The sequence below is a fragment of the Candidatus Rhodoblastus alkanivorans genome (assembly GCF_022760755.1).
GTDB lineage: Bacteria > Pseudomonadota > Alphaproteobacteria > Rhizobiales > Beijerinckiaceae > Rhodoblastus > Rhodoblastus alkanivorans.
Genome location: NZ_JAIVFP010000001.1, coordinates 2,679,759 through 2,694,062 on the forward strand (window position 1 = coordinate 2,679,759; position 14,304 = coordinate 2,694,062).

General features: G+C 64.8%; 13 protein-coding genes. 2 read left to right on the forward strand and 11 right to left on the reverse strand.

Annotated features, from left to right (window positions below; all coding sequences use genetic code 11):
- Positions 1-146: 146 nt before the first annotated feature.
- Both K2U94_RS12350 and K2U94_RS12355 read left to right on the forward strand, forming a co-directional pair.
- A complete protein-coding gene (locus K2U94_RS12350) occupies positions 147-623 on the forward strand; it encodes a ferritin-like domain-containing protein (protein ID WP_243067501.1) in 477 nt (158 codons plus the stop codon).
- 67 nt (positions 624-690) lie between these two features.
- A complete protein-coding gene (locus K2U94_RS12355) occupies positions 691-1,107 on the forward strand; it encodes a hypothetical protein (protein WP_243067502.1) in 417 nt (138 codons plus the stop codon).
- An 889-nt stretch (positions 1,108-1,996) separates the two neighbouring features.
- On the opposite strand, the gene K2U94_RS12360 is transcribed toward K2U94_RS12355, so the two are convergent.
- The 11 genes from K2U94_RS12360 to rplI all read right to left on the reverse strand — a co-directional run bounded on the left by K2U94_RS12360 (position 1,997) and on the right by rplI (position 14,268).
- Positions 1,997-2,611, reverse strand: coding sequence for an HhH-GDP family DNA glycosylase (locus tag K2U94_RS12360; RefSeq protein WP_243067503.1), 615 nt, complete (start codon positions 2,609-2,611; stop codon positions 1,997-1,999).
- Positions 2,612-2,748: 137 nt separating this feature from the next.
- The gene (gene gmk / locus K2U94_RS12365; RefSeq protein ID WP_243067504.1) at positions 2,749-3,396 is read right to left on the reverse strand and encodes a guanylate kinase; all 648 of its coding nucleotides are present in this window, start codon (positions 3,394-3,396) and stop codon (positions 2,749-2,751) included.
- A 4-nt stretch (positions 3,397-3,400) separates the two neighbouring features.
- On the reverse strand, positions 3,401-4,285 hold the full coding sequence (locus tag K2U94_RS12370; protein ID WP_243067505.1) for a YicC/YloC family endoribonuclease: 885 nt from the start codon (positions 4,283-4,285) through the stop codon (positions 3,401-3,403).
- Positions 4,286-4,558: 273 nt separating this feature from the next.
- Complete coding sequence (gene mltG, locus K2U94_RS20550) at positions 4,559-6,841, reverse strand: endolytic transglycosylase MltG (RefSeq protein ID WP_272884859.1); 2,283 nt, start codon at positions 6,839-6,841, stop codon at positions 4,559-4,561.
- Positions 6,842-6,917: 76 nt separating this feature from the next.
- The gene (gene fabF, locus K2U94_RS12380) at positions 6,918-8,186 is read right to left on the reverse strand and encodes a beta-ketoacyl-ACP synthase II (RefSeq protein ID WP_243067506.1); all 1,269 of its coding nucleotides are present in this window, start codon (positions 8,184-8,186) and stop codon (positions 6,918-6,920) included.
- Between the two features lie 157 nt (positions 8,187-8,343).
- Positions 8,344-8,586 carry an acyl carrier protein gene (locus K2U94_RS12385; protein ID WP_243067507.1) on the reverse strand — a complete coding sequence of 81 codons (243 nt, stop codon included), beginning with the start codon at positions 8,584-8,586 and terminating at the stop codon, positions 8,344-8,346.
- Positions 8,587-8,801: 215 nt separating this feature from the next.
- Positions 8,802-9,539, reverse strand: a complete 738-nt coding sequence (gene fabG / locus K2U94_RS12390; RefSeq protein ID WP_243067508.1) for a 3-oxoacyl-[acyl-carrier-protein] reductase — start codon at positions 9,537-9,539, stop codon at positions 8,802-8,804.
- A 20-nt stretch (positions 9,540-9,559) separates the two neighbouring features.
- Positions 9,560-10,507, reverse strand: a complete 948-nt coding sequence (gene fabD, locus K2U94_RS12395; protein ID WP_243068862.1) for an ACP S-malonyltransferase — start codon at positions 10,505-10,507, stop codon at positions 9,560-9,562.
- A 232-nt stretch (positions 10,508-10,739) separates the two neighbouring features.
- Positions 10,740-11,906 (reverse strand): alanine racemase, encoded by a 1,167-nt coding sequence (alr, locus tag K2U94_RS12400; RefSeq protein ID WP_243067509.1) that lies wholly within the window; start codon positions 11,904-11,906, stop codon positions 10,740-10,742.
- Positions 11,907-11,915: 9 nt separating this feature from the next.
- On the reverse strand, positions 11,916-13,415 hold the full coding sequence (locus K2U94_RS12405; protein ID WP_425332521.1) for a replicative DNA helicase: 1,500 nt from the start codon (positions 13,413-13,415) through the stop codon (positions 11,916-11,918).
- Positions 13,416-13,704: 289 nt separating this feature from the next.
- A complete protein-coding gene (gene rplI / locus K2U94_RS12410) occupies positions 13,705-14,268 on the reverse strand; it encodes a 50S ribosomal protein L9 (RefSeq protein ID WP_243067510.1) in 564 nt (187 codons plus the stop codon).
- Positions 14,269-14,304: the final 36 nt, after the last annotated feature.

Here is a 14,304-nt window from a genome sequence, read left to right on the forward strand (position 1 = left end):
GCGGCGGCCACTGATGCCGCCATTGGCCCTTGTCTCCGACGAATCGGAGGCGAGGGCCAATGGCGTCACCCGAAAAAGTCCTCCCCGCCTTCACGCGGGGTGGAGCCCCGCGCCTGAGAAGCGCGTCCAGCACATGGAGAGGCCCAATGCTTACGGTCGAGGAATTTCTCGCCTATTCCATTCATCTCGAGGCGGAAGCGGCGGCTCGTTTCGGCGAACTGGCCGACGCCATGGAGAACGGCGGCAACAAGGAAGTGGCCGAACTCTTCCGCCGCCTGGCGAATTATTCGCGCATGCATCTCGCCGACGCCCAGGCGCGGTCCGGCTTTCGCGATATTCCCAAGCTCGAACCGCAGGATTTTGTCTGGCCGGACCTCGAAAGCCCGGAAAGCGCCGCGATCTGGGGCGCCGACCCGATGCTCGGCCGCGGCGAGGCCCTGCAGGTGGCCCTTGCCGCCGAAACCGCCGGCCACGACTATTACAAATCTGTCCTCGATACGACCGACGATCCGGAAGTCAAACGGTTCGCGGCCGCATTCGTCGCGGAGGAAGCCGGCCATGTCGCCGAGTTGAAGAAATGGATCGCGGCCCACGAAACGGGCAAGACGGGGACCGCGGACTGAAAGCGCTCATTCCGCCGCCGCTCCCGCGAGGACGCGGCAGCGCGCAATTCTCTGATCGGATATAGCGATGCCCGCGTTCTACCCGTTTCTCTATGGCGACCAGGGCGAACTTCCAGAACAGAACGCCGACGATTATCGCCTGTCCAGTTTCATCGGCGCGATCGGGAGCGACGAACTGGTTCCGGGGCCGATCCTGGATACGGCCGACATCAACGACATCCACAACGTCCTCATGCTCGTCGGCCTGAGCTATGAGGAGATGCAGACCGTCAGGCGCAACGATGGCGCGGCGACGCGCTTCGGCTGGACCGGCTGCGGTCCGATTCTGGCGATCAGCCCGGCAATCCTGTTCGCGCTGGGACAGCCGGCCGCGCGCGATTTCCTGCTCGATCTCAAGACCGCCGCGGAAATGGTGAAAGCGATCCGCCCGCACGAACAGGACGGCGGCTGCGTGTTCGAGATCGTTTTGCCGCAGGGAGGGTGATCGACGCGCTCGAAATCGCTCGGCAGCCCGTTCCGGCGCGCCGTTCAGGTTCCGCAGCGCCGGAGCGGGGGCGCAATCATTGCGCGTGCGATCGACATGACGCCCAATCGATCATCCGACTGTTGCGAGCGATTCAATTCAGCGTGATCTGATCGAGCGCCTTGCCGAGCGAATAGAGCGCCGCCTTTGCGTCCGCCACTTACGGAACTGAAGGTTCATTGGCGCGTCGGACGGTTTCCAATATCCGATCAGCCTGTAAAGCTCTGTAACCGACGCTGCTGGCGCCGATGGACTCTTTGATTTCTATGACTAGTTGAAGTGCGTCTTTAGAGTTGAACGGTTAGTTTGCACTCAATTTCGCTCTTTCGCGCCAATCGACAACCAACTCTTGTGACATTTATGTTCTGACTGCATTCCACTGAACTACATCATCATGCCAATAACAGAAATATTGCAATATCCATTGCTTTGAAGCAAATATTTTGTCGTAGACCAGAAAACTGAACAATCGCCGCTCATTTGTGCAATCTTCAAGACAATGCGCGCGACCCCGTTGGAAAGTGGCGGCGCAGTTTCAATGTTTGGAAGGAAACTTGGGCTTTCTTCGCCTTCCCCGACAGGCTTGACCTATGCATTGGCGGTGGCGAAGCCATGCGCCATGAACAATGATGCGTTGCACAATTTAATATTGCATCGCAGCAATTTTTCCAGCTTTATGGAATGGCTGCGCGCGGGCCATGTCCTCCCTATGGTTCGGCGGGGCGCAACTCAGCCTCTCCCTCGGAGGCGGAACCGGACGCTGCGGCGTCCGGTTTTTTGTGCGCCATCCGGTCGTCGTCGCCACCTCGAAGCGCGCGCTCCAGACGCCGTGGACATTGCGCGCTCCCGATCAATTCTTCCGCGGCGCGGAATGGCGGGCGCGTATCAGCCCCGCCTCGACGCGCGCAAGGCGAAGGCTCCCGCGATCGTAAGCTTCGAGATCGACGCCAAATTTTCGCGCCAGATTTCTCAAAGCCGGAGGCGTTTCCGGATCGGCCTTTTTCCAGAACGGCCGCAACTCGCGCAGGAAGATTTCAATCGTCACCGGCCCCACGCCATAGAATTCGTCGAGCCTCGCTTCGAGGTCGCGCGCATCCGCCGCGACTTCGTGAAGTCGCGACACTTTACCGTCGTATTGATCGAGCAGCTTACGGCAGGCGCGCAATATCTTGCGCGACTTGCTTTCGTCATAGCGCACATAGCCGCCCTCCCGCATGACTGGATTGACAAGATAGTCCCAGCCGGCGTCGAGGATCTTTTGCGGACTGGTCAGCCCATGCGCGACAAAAGCGCGAAAGGTGCGCGCGGCGATTTCTTCGGAGATTCTTTGGCCGAACAATTGGCTGGCGATGAACCAGAGAAACAGGTCGCGCTCTCGGCCGCTCGCAATGTCGAGGCCCAGCTCCTCGGAATAGAGTCGCGCCTGCTCTAGCCTGTCATTCGAATCCGCGGGCTTTGCGCTCAAATCCGCGGACGCTGTTCGTCGCCGCGCCGCGCTCATCGCCGCTCCAAATCAGTAGCAAGCCGATGCCCGCAAACGCTCCGACCTCACGGATCGTTCCTGACGGCTCCGGCCGATGGGCAAGGTCAGGACCAGACACGTCAAATCTCTTCCCGCAGCAGGCCGGCGACGAAATCCTCCACGCCCGCCGCAACGCGCGGGCGGCGCAGGCGTTCGGCGCGCACGATCGCCAGCAGGTCTTCGAATGTTTTCTGGATGTCGTCGTTGATCAGGACGTAATCGTAATCGCCCCAGCGGCTGATCTCGTGGCGGGCGTTGTCGAGCCTTTTCAGGATGGTTTCCTGGTTGTCCTCCGCGCGCCGCTCCAGCCGCGCCCGCAATTCGCGCATCGAGGGCGGCAGGACGAAAATGGTGACGACGTCGCGCGGCATTTTCTCGCGCACCTGGCGCGCGCCCTGATAGTCGATGTCGAACAAAACGTCGCGGCCCTGGGCCAGGATCGCCTCGACCGGCGCGCGCGGCGTGCCGTAGAAATTGCCGTGGACCTCGGCATGCTCCAGCAATTCGCCGCCGTCGCGCCGCCGCGCGAATTCCGCATGGCCGGTGAAATGGTAATGAATGCCGTCGGCCTCGCTGGAGCGGCGCTTGCGCGTCGTCAGCGAGATGGAGAGCGTCAGATCGAGTTCCTTCTTCTGGAGCAGCATGCGAGTCAGCGTGGTCTTGCCCGCGCCGGAAGGCGACGAAAGAATCAGCATCAGCCCGCGGCGGCCCGCGCTTTCCATTTCCATCATGCTACTCGATATTCTGCGCCTGCTCGCGCAATTGCTCCACTTCGACCTTCAATTCAAGGCCGATCGCCGTCAAGGCGGCGTCGTTCGATTTGGCGCAAAGCGTATTGGTCTCGCGGCCGAATTCCTGGGCGAGGAAATCGAGCCGACGCCCGACGGCTCCGCCATCGGCCAGGAGCTTTCGCGCCGCCGAGACATGGGCGAACAGCCGGTCCAGCTCCTCGCGGACGTCCGCCTTGGCGGCCAGCAATATCGCCTCCTGATGAAGCCGCGCCTCGTCCAGCCGGCCGGCGTCCACGATCTGGGCGATGGCCGCGCGCAGCCTTTCCCGCACCGCCGCCGGATGACGCTCCGGGCAGAGATCCGCGGCCTTGGCGAGGTCGGCGATGCGATCGAGCCGCTGGCGGAGCACGGCCGCAAGCGTCGCCCCCTCGCCCGCCCGCATGGCGCCGAGCTGGCGCAACGCCGCGTCGAGGCCAAGCAGGATGTTCTGCTGCGCCGTCTCGCGCTCGGCCTCGTCTTCCTCGAGCTCGACCGTTTCGACCACGCCGCGCACGGCGAGGAGACCGTCGAGGCTCAAAGGCCCGATATGGGCGGGCCGCTCGACGTCGGCGAGGGCGTTGATCAGTTGGACGAGCAGATCGCGGTTGAGCCGCGCCGACACGACAGGCGTTTCGCGCGTCACGGCGAGGTTGGCGTAGCAGGCGCCGCGGGAAAGGGCGTGGGCGATCGCCGCGCGCGCCGGCTTTTCGAGAGAATCGAAGCCTGGCGGCAGGCGAAGACGCAGATCGAGCCCCTTCGAATTCACCGTCTTGATTTCCCAGCTCCATCGGTAGGGCGCGGAAAAGCCTGCTTCTCTCGCGAAGCCAGTCATGCTCGAAATCGTCATGTCAAAATCCCGGACGCCGCCGGAAAGAGCCGGAGTCGGCTGAGGCGGATTTTCCTCGCCTATAGCAGGATTCGCCGAGGAAAGCGCACCAATTTGCCTTCAGGCGCGATCGTTTCTCGATCAGAGGGAATCGGCGCTCACCATTCCCTCCCACTTGGCCGCTGGGTCAGGGTGGGCGGGTAACGCCCGGAAGTGTCAAGGGCTTATCACCCCCCGCCGCCCCTCCCTTTCAGGGGAAGGGAGTTGGCGCCGCTCGCATCCGCTCGAAAGCCGCTATTTCGACGACGTTGATGCGGACGTGGTCTTTGATCTGGACCTGGACGCGGAGGCGGCCTTGGATTTGGACCTGTGGGCAGGCCTGGACTTGGACGCAGGCCTGGACTTGGACACAGACCTGGTATTGGAGCCGGCGATAGCCGCCTCGGTCTGCGGCTGCGGAACGTCCACCGTTTGCGCGCTGTTGAGATCCCAGTTCTTTTCAAGCAGAGGATCAAGCGCCGTTCCCGCCACCGCGTCATAGATGCGCGGCTTGCCGTTGGGCGCTGCATTGACGATGCCGCCCGCATAGCTCATGGCGTCGGAGCCCATGGGTCCGGTCTGGACCGGCTCGGCCGCGCCATCGAGATCTCCGGCGACCGCCCTCGGCTGGGGAGGCTGCGAAGGCGACGCCTGGGCGATCGCCGGGTCTGTTCCCATATCGTCGGCCGGGCCGTCGAGTTCGTTCTCGGCGCGGGTGATCCCGCCCATCTCGATATCGCCGAGCGCCGCCAGTTTCGGCGCATCCGGAACGCCGGCGCGGTCGGAATCGAAATCGGCGAGGCGGCGAGGCGGCGGCGGCGCCCACGGCATCAGCGGCGCGACGCGCGCGATCATCCTTGGATCGGGACGAAGACGCGGCCGCGGCGGCGCGAGGTCGTGGCGCGCCGCGAATTCCGTCGCGCTAGGGGGGGCGCCGAAATCGAACGCTTTCGCCCTGCGGTCGCCTCGGCCGGCCGGAGCGCCTGGCCCGAGTTGCGCCTCGGCCTTGAATTGCCCATCGAACTGCCGCGGCGACGGAACCTCGCGGCGCCCATTGAATTGCGGCTGCATGGGCGCGACCCCGAACTCTTGCTGCGGCGCAGTCGCGCCGTGGTCGTCGTGGCCGGCCAAAGCGCCCGGCCCGAGCTGCGCCTCGGCCTTGAATTGCCGATCCATCCGCCGCCAGCGCCTAACATCGCCTTTGTTGGCGTCACGCAAATTCGAAAAGACATGGCCGCCTGCGCCATCGGCGACGCGATAGAATTTACGCGCGTGCGCGACGAATTCCGACGGGATGTGAACGGCGCCGAAAACCGGCCCCGGTCCATTTTCGCTGTGGTCGTCGCGGCCCGCGGGCGCGGCGGCGCCGGCCGGGGCGTTGGGCGACGTCGTCTTGTTCTGCTCGATCTGCCGCCAGCGCTGGACATTGCGGTTGTGGGCCCCGAGCGAGTCCGAGAAGACATGGCCGCCCGTGCCGTCGGCGACGAAATAGAGATCCTTGGTGCGCGCGGGATTGGCGACCGCCTCCAGGGCGGCGCGGCCGGGATTGGCGATCGGCCCCGGCGGCAGGCCGTCGATGACATAGGTGTTGTAGGCCGTCTGCGATTCGACGTCGGCGTGGGTCAGAGTGCGGCCAAGCGCGCCCTTCCCGCCGACCAGCCCATAAATGATGGTCGGATCGGACTGCAGCCGCATGTGTTTGCGCAGGCGGTTCAGGAAGACCGCCGCGACCCGCGGACGTTCGTCCGGCTTGCCGGTCTCCTTTTCGACGATCGACGCCAGGGTGACCAGTTCATACGGCGACGTCAACGGCAGGTCCGGCGCGCGGCTGCGCCAGATCGCAGCGACCAGCTGTTTCTCGTCGCCGGCCATTTTCTGCAGCAGCTTGTCGCGCCGATCGCCGCGATGGAACTTGTAGGTTTCCGGCAGCAGCGAGCCCTCGCGCGGAATCTCGCGGATGTCGCCGATGAGGAGATCGTCCTGGCGCAGGCGATCGACCACCTGCTCGCTGGTCAGGCCTTCGGGAATGGTGATCGAATGAAGGATCGCCTTGCCCGAGACCATGGTGTTGATCACGTCTTGAACCGAGGCGCCCTGTTTGAACAGATATTCGCCGGCCTTCATCCTGGAGCGGGCGCCTTCGAACAGCAGCGCCATCCGGAACAGCATGGGCGAGTCGATGACCTCCTGCGTCTGCAATTCGTCGATAATCTGGTCGGAATCGAAGCCCTGCTGGATATAGACGACCTTGTCGGCCGGAAGCGGCCCCGGGGCGCGCGCCGCGCGGTCGGCGAAGACAACGCCGACGCCGACGAGAAAGGCCGCCGCGAGCAGGAAGGACAGGAATCCGGACGCCGCGCCAAGCCGCGACCGCTTGCGCTTCTTTTCCGGCGGCGGCGGCGCGGCCTCAGGCTGCAAGGCCTCGGACGGGCTCATGGCGCCGCGCCGGCCGTAAATGCTCGCGCCGGACGCGCCCGCGCGCGCCGACGTGGGCCGCTCGTCGCCGGCCGGCTCGGTTCCCTGCGGTTGGTCCGTCATATACGCCTCGCGGTGCCGCCTCAAGCAGCGATACTTACTGGCAGTGTGCCGGAATTTATGGCGAAATCAGGATCGGTCAGGCGAACCGCCGCATCAGGAGCGAGGCGTTGGTCCCGCCGAAGCCAAAAGAATTCGACAGAACAACGTTAATTTCCCGTTCCCGCGGCTTGTGCGGCACGAGATCGATCGCGGTCTCGAAGTCCGGATTGTCGAGATTGAGGGTCGCCGGCGCGATCTGGTCGCGCAAAGCGAGAATGGAGAAGATCGCCTCAACCGCGCCGGCGGCGCCGAGCAGATGGCCGACCGAGCTCTTGGTCGAGGACATGGAGATCTTGCTCGCGGCGTTGCCCACGACGCGCTCGACCGCCTTGAGCTCGATGCCGTCGGCCATGGTCGAGGTGCCATGGGCGTTGACGTAATCGATATCCGCCGCCGCGATGCCGGCGCGCTTGATCGCGGCCTGCATGCAACGGAAGGCGCCGTCGCCGTCCTCGGCCGGCGCGGTGATGTGATAGGCGTCGCCCGACATGCCGTAGCCGATGATTTCGGCATAGATGCGGGCGCCGCGCGCCTGGGCGTGCTCCAGCGATTCCAGCACGACGCAGCCGGCGCCCTCGCCCATGACGAAGCCGTCGCGGTCGCGGTCATAGGGCCGCGAGGCGGCCTTGGGATTGTCGTTGTAAGCGGTCGCCAGCGCCTTGCAGGCGGCGAATCCGGCGATCCCGATGCGGTTGCATGCTGATTCCGCGCCGCCCGCCACCATGACCTCGGCGTCGCCCAAAGCAATGATGCGGGCCGCGTCGCCGATGGCGTGGGTTCCGGTCGAACAGGCGGTGACCACCGCATGGTTCGGGCCCTTGAGCCCATGCATGATGGAAACGTGGCCGCCGATGAGATTGATCAGCCGGCCCGGCACGAAGAAGGGCGACACCCGGCGCGGGCCTTTCTCCTGCAGGGTGAGCGAGGTTTCATAAATGCCGCCGAGGCCGCCGATGCCGGAGCCGATCAGCACGCCGGTCTCGATCTGGTCCTGGTAGGTCTTAGGGGCCCAGCCTGCGTCCTTGAGCGCCTGGGTCGCGGCGGCGACGCCGAAAATGATGAAATCGTCGACCTTGCGCTGTTCCTTGGGCTCCATCCACTCGTCGGGATCGAAAGCGTCCGGTGCGCTGTCCGTCTTTCCCTTGCGTGGAACCTGCATGCCGATCTGGCAGGCAAGGTCGGAAACGTCGAAACCTTCGATCCGGCCCGCGCCGCTTTCGCTGGCCAGCAGACGTTTCCAGCTCTCCTCCACGCCGCAGGCGAGCGGCGACACCATGCCCAATCCCGTTACGACGACCCTGCGCATAAGCTCCCTCGGGCTTTGTGGCGGCGCGCGGGGCGCAAGGGCCTCCGGCGCAGCCGGTCCTGCTTTTACCGCGCCGCTCATCGCGGTGTCCACAACGTCAATCGCGCGCGTCCGACCCCCGGCCGAACGCGCGCGACCATTTCCTCTGGCGCCCGGCTCAGCTCTGAGCCGTGGCCTTTTCCAGGAATTTCACGGCGTCGCCGACGGTGACGATGGTCTCGGCCGCGTCATCCGGGATTTCCACGCCAAATTCTTCCTCGAAGGCCATGACCAGCTCGACGGTGTCGAGCGAGTCGGCGCCCAGGTCGTCGATGAAATTCGCGCTGTCGACCACCTTGTCGGGTTCGACGCCGAGATGTTCGATCACAATCTTCTTCACGCGCTCGGCGACATCGCTCATCTGTGGTTTCCTCATGGTCTTGAACTGATGGCGCGCCTGAATGTTGGCGGCGGCGCGCGGGGAGTGACGGCTCCGGTTACGCGTAAATTTCTGCCCTGCAGCGAAATTTCGCACGTTGGAACTTACAAACCGTGGCTTGCTAACATACTTCCGTCACGATTGCGAGGCCCCCGTGCAGCGATTGGCGCCGCACCGGGACCTTGGCCACAACACTTTCAAATCATTGCCATTCCGCCGTTCACGTGAAGCGTCTGGCCGGTGACGTAAGCGGCTTCGGAACTCGCCAGATAGACGCATGCCGCGCCGATGTCCGCGCCTTCGCCAAGATGGCCGGCGGGAATCGTCGCGAGAATGGCCTCTTTCTGCTTGTCGGACAGGACGTCGGTCATCGGGCTGGCGATAAAGCCCGGAGCGACGCAGTTCACCGTAACATTGCGCGAGGCGACTTCCGCCGCAAGCGATTTGGTCATGCCGATCAGCCCCGCCTTGGAGGCCGCGTAATTGCCCTGCCCGGCGTTGCCGGTGACCCCGACCACCGAGGTGATGTTGACGATCCGGCCATAGCGCCGCTTCATCATGCCCTTGAGCACGGCGCGCGACAGGCGGAAGGCGGAGGTCAGGTTCACGGTCAGCACCGTGTCCCAATCCTCGTCCTTCATCCGCATGAACAGGCCGTCGCGGGTGACGCCGGCATTGTTCACGAGAATGTCCAGCGGGCCGGCGAGCGCCTCGGCTTCGGGAACCAGCTTCTCCACCGCCTCCTTGTCCGAGAGGTTGCAAGGCGCGACGAAGCCGCCCGCGCCAAGCTCGGCCGCCAGCGCGTCCAAGGCCTCGCGGCGCGTGCCCGACAGCACGACTTTCGCGCCCTGCTTGTGCAGCGCGCGGGCGATGGCGGAGCCGAGGCCGCCGCTGGCGCCGGTGACAAGCGCGATGCGATTGTTCAAATCGAACATGAATAACTCCGGATAACGATTTAAGCGCTCAGCGAAAAGCTTTCGACCTCGGACGGGACGCCGACATTGAGCGACCGCGCGCCTTCCGCCGTGCGCTTGACGAGCCCGGCCAGCACCTTGCCCGCGCCGATCTCGACGAACAGATCGACGCCCTGCTTGTGCATGAAGCCCATGCATTCGCGCCAACGCACGGTCCCGCAGACCTGGGCGACCAGCAATTGCCGGATTTCCGCGGGGTCGCGCACCGGCGCGGCGGTGACATTGGCCACCACATCGACCACGGGCGGCTTGATTTCGGTCTTGGCCAGCGCCTCCTGCATGGCCTCGGCGGCCGGCGCCATCAAGGCGCAGTGGAAGGGCGCCGACACCGGCAGCAGCATGGCGCGGCGGACGCCGTTTTCCCTGGCGATCTCGATCGCCAGATCCACCGCTTTCTTGCCGCCCGAAACCACGATCTGGCCGCCGCCATTGTCATTGGCGAGTTCGCAAAGTTCGCCCGAGGCCGCCGCGGCCTCCAAGGCGATTTTAGCCGCTTGATCGGGCTCCGCGCCGAGCAGGGCCGCCATGGCGCCCTCGCCGACCGGCACCGCCTTCTGCATCGCCTGCCCGCGCAGGCGCAACAGCCGCGCCGCGTCGGAAATCGTCAGGGCGCCGGCCGCGGAGAGCGCCGAATATTCGCCGAGCGAATGGCCGGCGACGAAAGCCGCGTCGCGCGCGACATCCACGCCTTTCTCCGCTTCCAACGCGCGAAGCGCCGCGAGGCTCACCGCCATCAGGGCCGGCTGGGCGTTGGCGGTAAGAGTGAGTTCCGCCGCGTCGCCCTCGAACATCAGGGCCGAAAGCTTTTCGCCGAGCGCTGCGTCCACCTCGTCGAAAACCGCGCGCGACGCCGGAAAGGCGTCGTAAAGCGCCTTGCCCATGCCAATGGCCTGCGAGCCCTGCCCTGGAAAGAGAAATGCGACCGACACCTGCGATTCTGCCTCGTTTGAAGTCAATTCCCGCCTGCCATTGGCGCCCGTTCACGCCTCTGTCAAGGTCGCGAAGCCGACGGACGAGCGATCTGGCGCCGGAAGCGCGGCGCGCTATCCGGTCCCTGCGCCCGCTGCACTCGTGCTTTCGACTGGCACAAGCCCCCGAACCGGCGCGCGCCGCGAACCGCTGGAACGCCGGCCTTGGCCAAAGGCTGGCCCATATCGAACCTCACTCTGAAGATGAAGATGCTTCGATATCGTCTTGTCTTGCAATATTTTCTGCGGACCGAACATATTCGCGGCGGAAGCGCGGGCCGAGGCGGGTCAGGATTTCGTAGCCGATCGTGCCCGATTGCGCGGCGAGTTCGTCGATCGAGATCTGGGGGCCCAGAACCTCAACCCGGTCGCCGCGCTTGAGCGGGGCCGTCTCACTGATGTCGACGATCGCCAGGTCCATCGAGATGCGGCCGACCACCGGGCAATAATGGCCGGCGGCGAAGACATCGACACCGAGCGGGCCCTCCGCGCCGCTGCGCAAAAACCCGTCGGCATAGCCGAGATTGATGGTGGCGAGCCGCCGGCGGCTCGGCGCCGTCCAGCGCGCGTTATAGCCGGCGGTCTCGCCCGCCGCGACGTCGCGAACCTGAAGGACATTCGTCGAAAGATCGATGACTCGCCTCATCGGATTGTCGTTTCCGGGCGTCGGATTGCCGCCGTAAAGGGCGTAGCCCGGCCGGCAGAGGTCGAGAAAGGGCGCTTCCTCGAGAAACATGCCGGACGAGTTGCACAATGAGGCCGGCATCGGCGGCAGTTCGGCGCAGGCCTGTTCGAAACGCTCGATCTGCAAGCGGTTGCGCGGCGCCGACATATCCTCGGCGGAGATGAAATGGCTCATCGCCAGGACCGGCGAGAAGGCTGTCATCAGATCGCTGGCGCGGCGCAGGTCGCTCATGCCGAGACCAAGGCGGTTCATGCCGGTGTCGATATGGATGGCCGCCGGATGGAGCGCGCCCTCCTCGCGGCAGAAATCCGCCCATTCGGAAATTTCCGGCAACGAGCCGAGCACCGGAATGAGCCGCGACGCGACGAACAACGGGCACGCTTCGGGCGCCAGGCCGTTCAGCACGAAAATGCGCGCCTCCGGCGCGATCTGGCGCAGGATTTCGCCCTCGGAAAGATGGGCGACGAAAAACGTCTCGCAGCCTTCCTCCAGCAGCGCCCGCGCGACCGGCGCGATCCCCAGCCCGTAGGCGTCGGCCTTGACCACCGCCGCGCATTCCGCGCCCTCGGCGCGATCGGCGAGACGGCGCCAGTTTTCGGCCAAGGCGTCGAGATCGACCCTGAGGATGGCCTGCCCCGTCGCGCGGGCGTCATCTGCGGCGGGCTCATCCGGCATGAAACATCCTCACATATGCGCTGGCAGGTGGTCGTCGCGCGCGAGATCGCTGAACCGAGTATATTCGCCCTCGAACGCAAGCTCCACCGTGCCGGTCGGCCCGTGGCGCTGTTTGCCGATGATCACCTCGGCCTTGCCATGGGCGCGCTCCATCTCGTTCTGCCAATCGTGGAATTCCGGCGTGCCTTCGCGCGGCTGCTTGTTTTTCAGATAATATTCCTCGCGATAGACGAAAATCACAACGTCGGCGTCCTGTTCGATCGAACCGGATTCGCGCAGGTCCGACAGTTGCGGCCTCTTGTCGTCGCGCGCCTCCACCTGACGCGACAATTGCGACAGTGCGATGATCGGCACGTTCAATTCCTTCGCCAAGGCCTTCATTCCAGTGGTGATTTCGGTCAGTTCCTGGACGCGGTTGTCGCTGCGCGAACGCGAACCCGAAAGCAGTTGCAAATAATCGACCACCAGCAGGTCGAGGCCGCGCTGGCGTTTGAGGCGGCGGGCGCGGGCGGTGAGCTGGGCGATGGAGATGCCGCCGGTATGGTCGATGAAAAAGGGAATCGACTGCATCTCCCGCGCGGCCTGCGAGATGCGGTGGAATTCAGTTTCGGTGATGTCGCCGCGCCTGATCTTGTAGCCGGGCACCTCGGCCTGTTCGGCGATGATGCGGGTGGCGAGCTGTTCGGACGACATTTCCAGCGAGAAAAAGCCGACGACGCCGCCGTTGAGCGTGACATGGCCGCCGTCGGGGCGCGTCTCGCCGCGAAAAGCGCGGGCGACATTGAAGGCGATATTGGTTGCAAGCGCCGTCTTGCCCATGCCGGGTCGTCCGGCGACGATGATGAGGTCGGAGGGCTGGAGCCCGCCCATCATGCGGTCAAGGTCTTGCATGCCCGTGGCGAGGCCCGAAAGCCCGCCCTCGCGCTCCCAGGCCTTGGCGGCCATGTCCACCGCGCTCGCCAAAGCGTCGGAGAAGCGGTGGAAGCCGCCCTCGTAACGCCCGGTCTCGGCAATGGCGTAAAGCTTGCGCTCGGCCTCCTCGATCTGGGCGCGCGGGCTGTGATCGACGTCCGAATCATAAGCCGTGTTGACGACGTCGCCGCCGATATTGATCAGTTCGCGGCGAACGGCGAGATCGTGGATGGCGTGGCCGTAATCGATCGCGTTGATGATCGTGGTCGCCTCGGCCGCCAACCGCGCCAGATATTGCGGAATGGTCATGCCGCCGAGGTCGTGGTCGCCGAGAAATGTCTTGAGCGTGACCGCAGTCGCGAGCTTGCCGGCGCGAATGAGCTGGCCCGCGGTCTCATAGATGCGGCGATGCAGCTCTTCCGCGAAATGTTCGGGCCTGAGGAAGTCGGAAACGCGGTCGAAGGCGTCGTTATTGACGAGAATCGCGCCGAGCAGCGCCTGTTCCGCCTCGAGATTTGCGGGCGGCATACGGACGGAAGCCTCGGGGGCGGCGACCGCCATCAGGGCGCGGTCGGTTCTTTTTTCCAGTGCGGCCATGAAAAGCGCCATTCCTGTCGCGACGGCCGGGCCGCCGCGACGAATCGTTGGGAATTATCGGAGTGTTGCGACGGAATACGCAATCGCTGAAATCTTGTGCCACGGACCGGGGCCGAAAGGGTAAACAAATCTTTAGCGGCGCGGGGCCGTCCTCGTTATCCACACGGCCGGAACACGGCCTAGCCGATCACGGGGATTTCGCTTGACCCGGGCGCTGGCGCCACGCGCAAAAAAGCCGGGCGGGATCGCGCCCGCCGGGCTGGTATTTTTGACGAAATTCGCCAGAAAATCAGAGCTCGACGTCGCCGGCTTCAGCCAGGGCCGCGCCGACTTCGAGGCCGAGATCGGCCATCGAGGTCTCCTCGCGGATGGTCGCCGATTCGCCCTTGGCCTGGCGCTCGGCCTCCTCATTGGAGCGGGCGACATTGACGACGATCTCGACATCGACCTCCGGGTGCAGATGGACCGGCGCCTTGTGCAGGCCGAGGGTCTTGATCGGGGTGTGGAGCAGGATCTGGTGGCGCTCGACGGTGAAGCCGCCGGCCGTCGCCGCTTCCGCGATGTCGCGGGTCGAGACCGAGCCATAGAGCTGGCCTGATTCGCCCGCCTGGCGCAGGATGATGAAGACCTGACCGTCCAGCTTCTCGGCCACGCCCTGGGCCTCGCCCTTGCGTTCGAGGTTGCGGACTTCGAGCTGCGCGCGCTGGTTCTCGAACTGCTTCCGGTTGGCCTCGGTGGCGCGCAGGGCCTTGTGGCGCGGCAGCAGGAAATTGCGGGCGTAGCCGTCGCGGACGCGGACGACCTCGCCCATCTGGCCGAGCTTGGCGACGCGTTCAAGCAGAATGACTTCCATGGTTCGATCTCCGTTCGATCAGTTGTTTGTGTAATT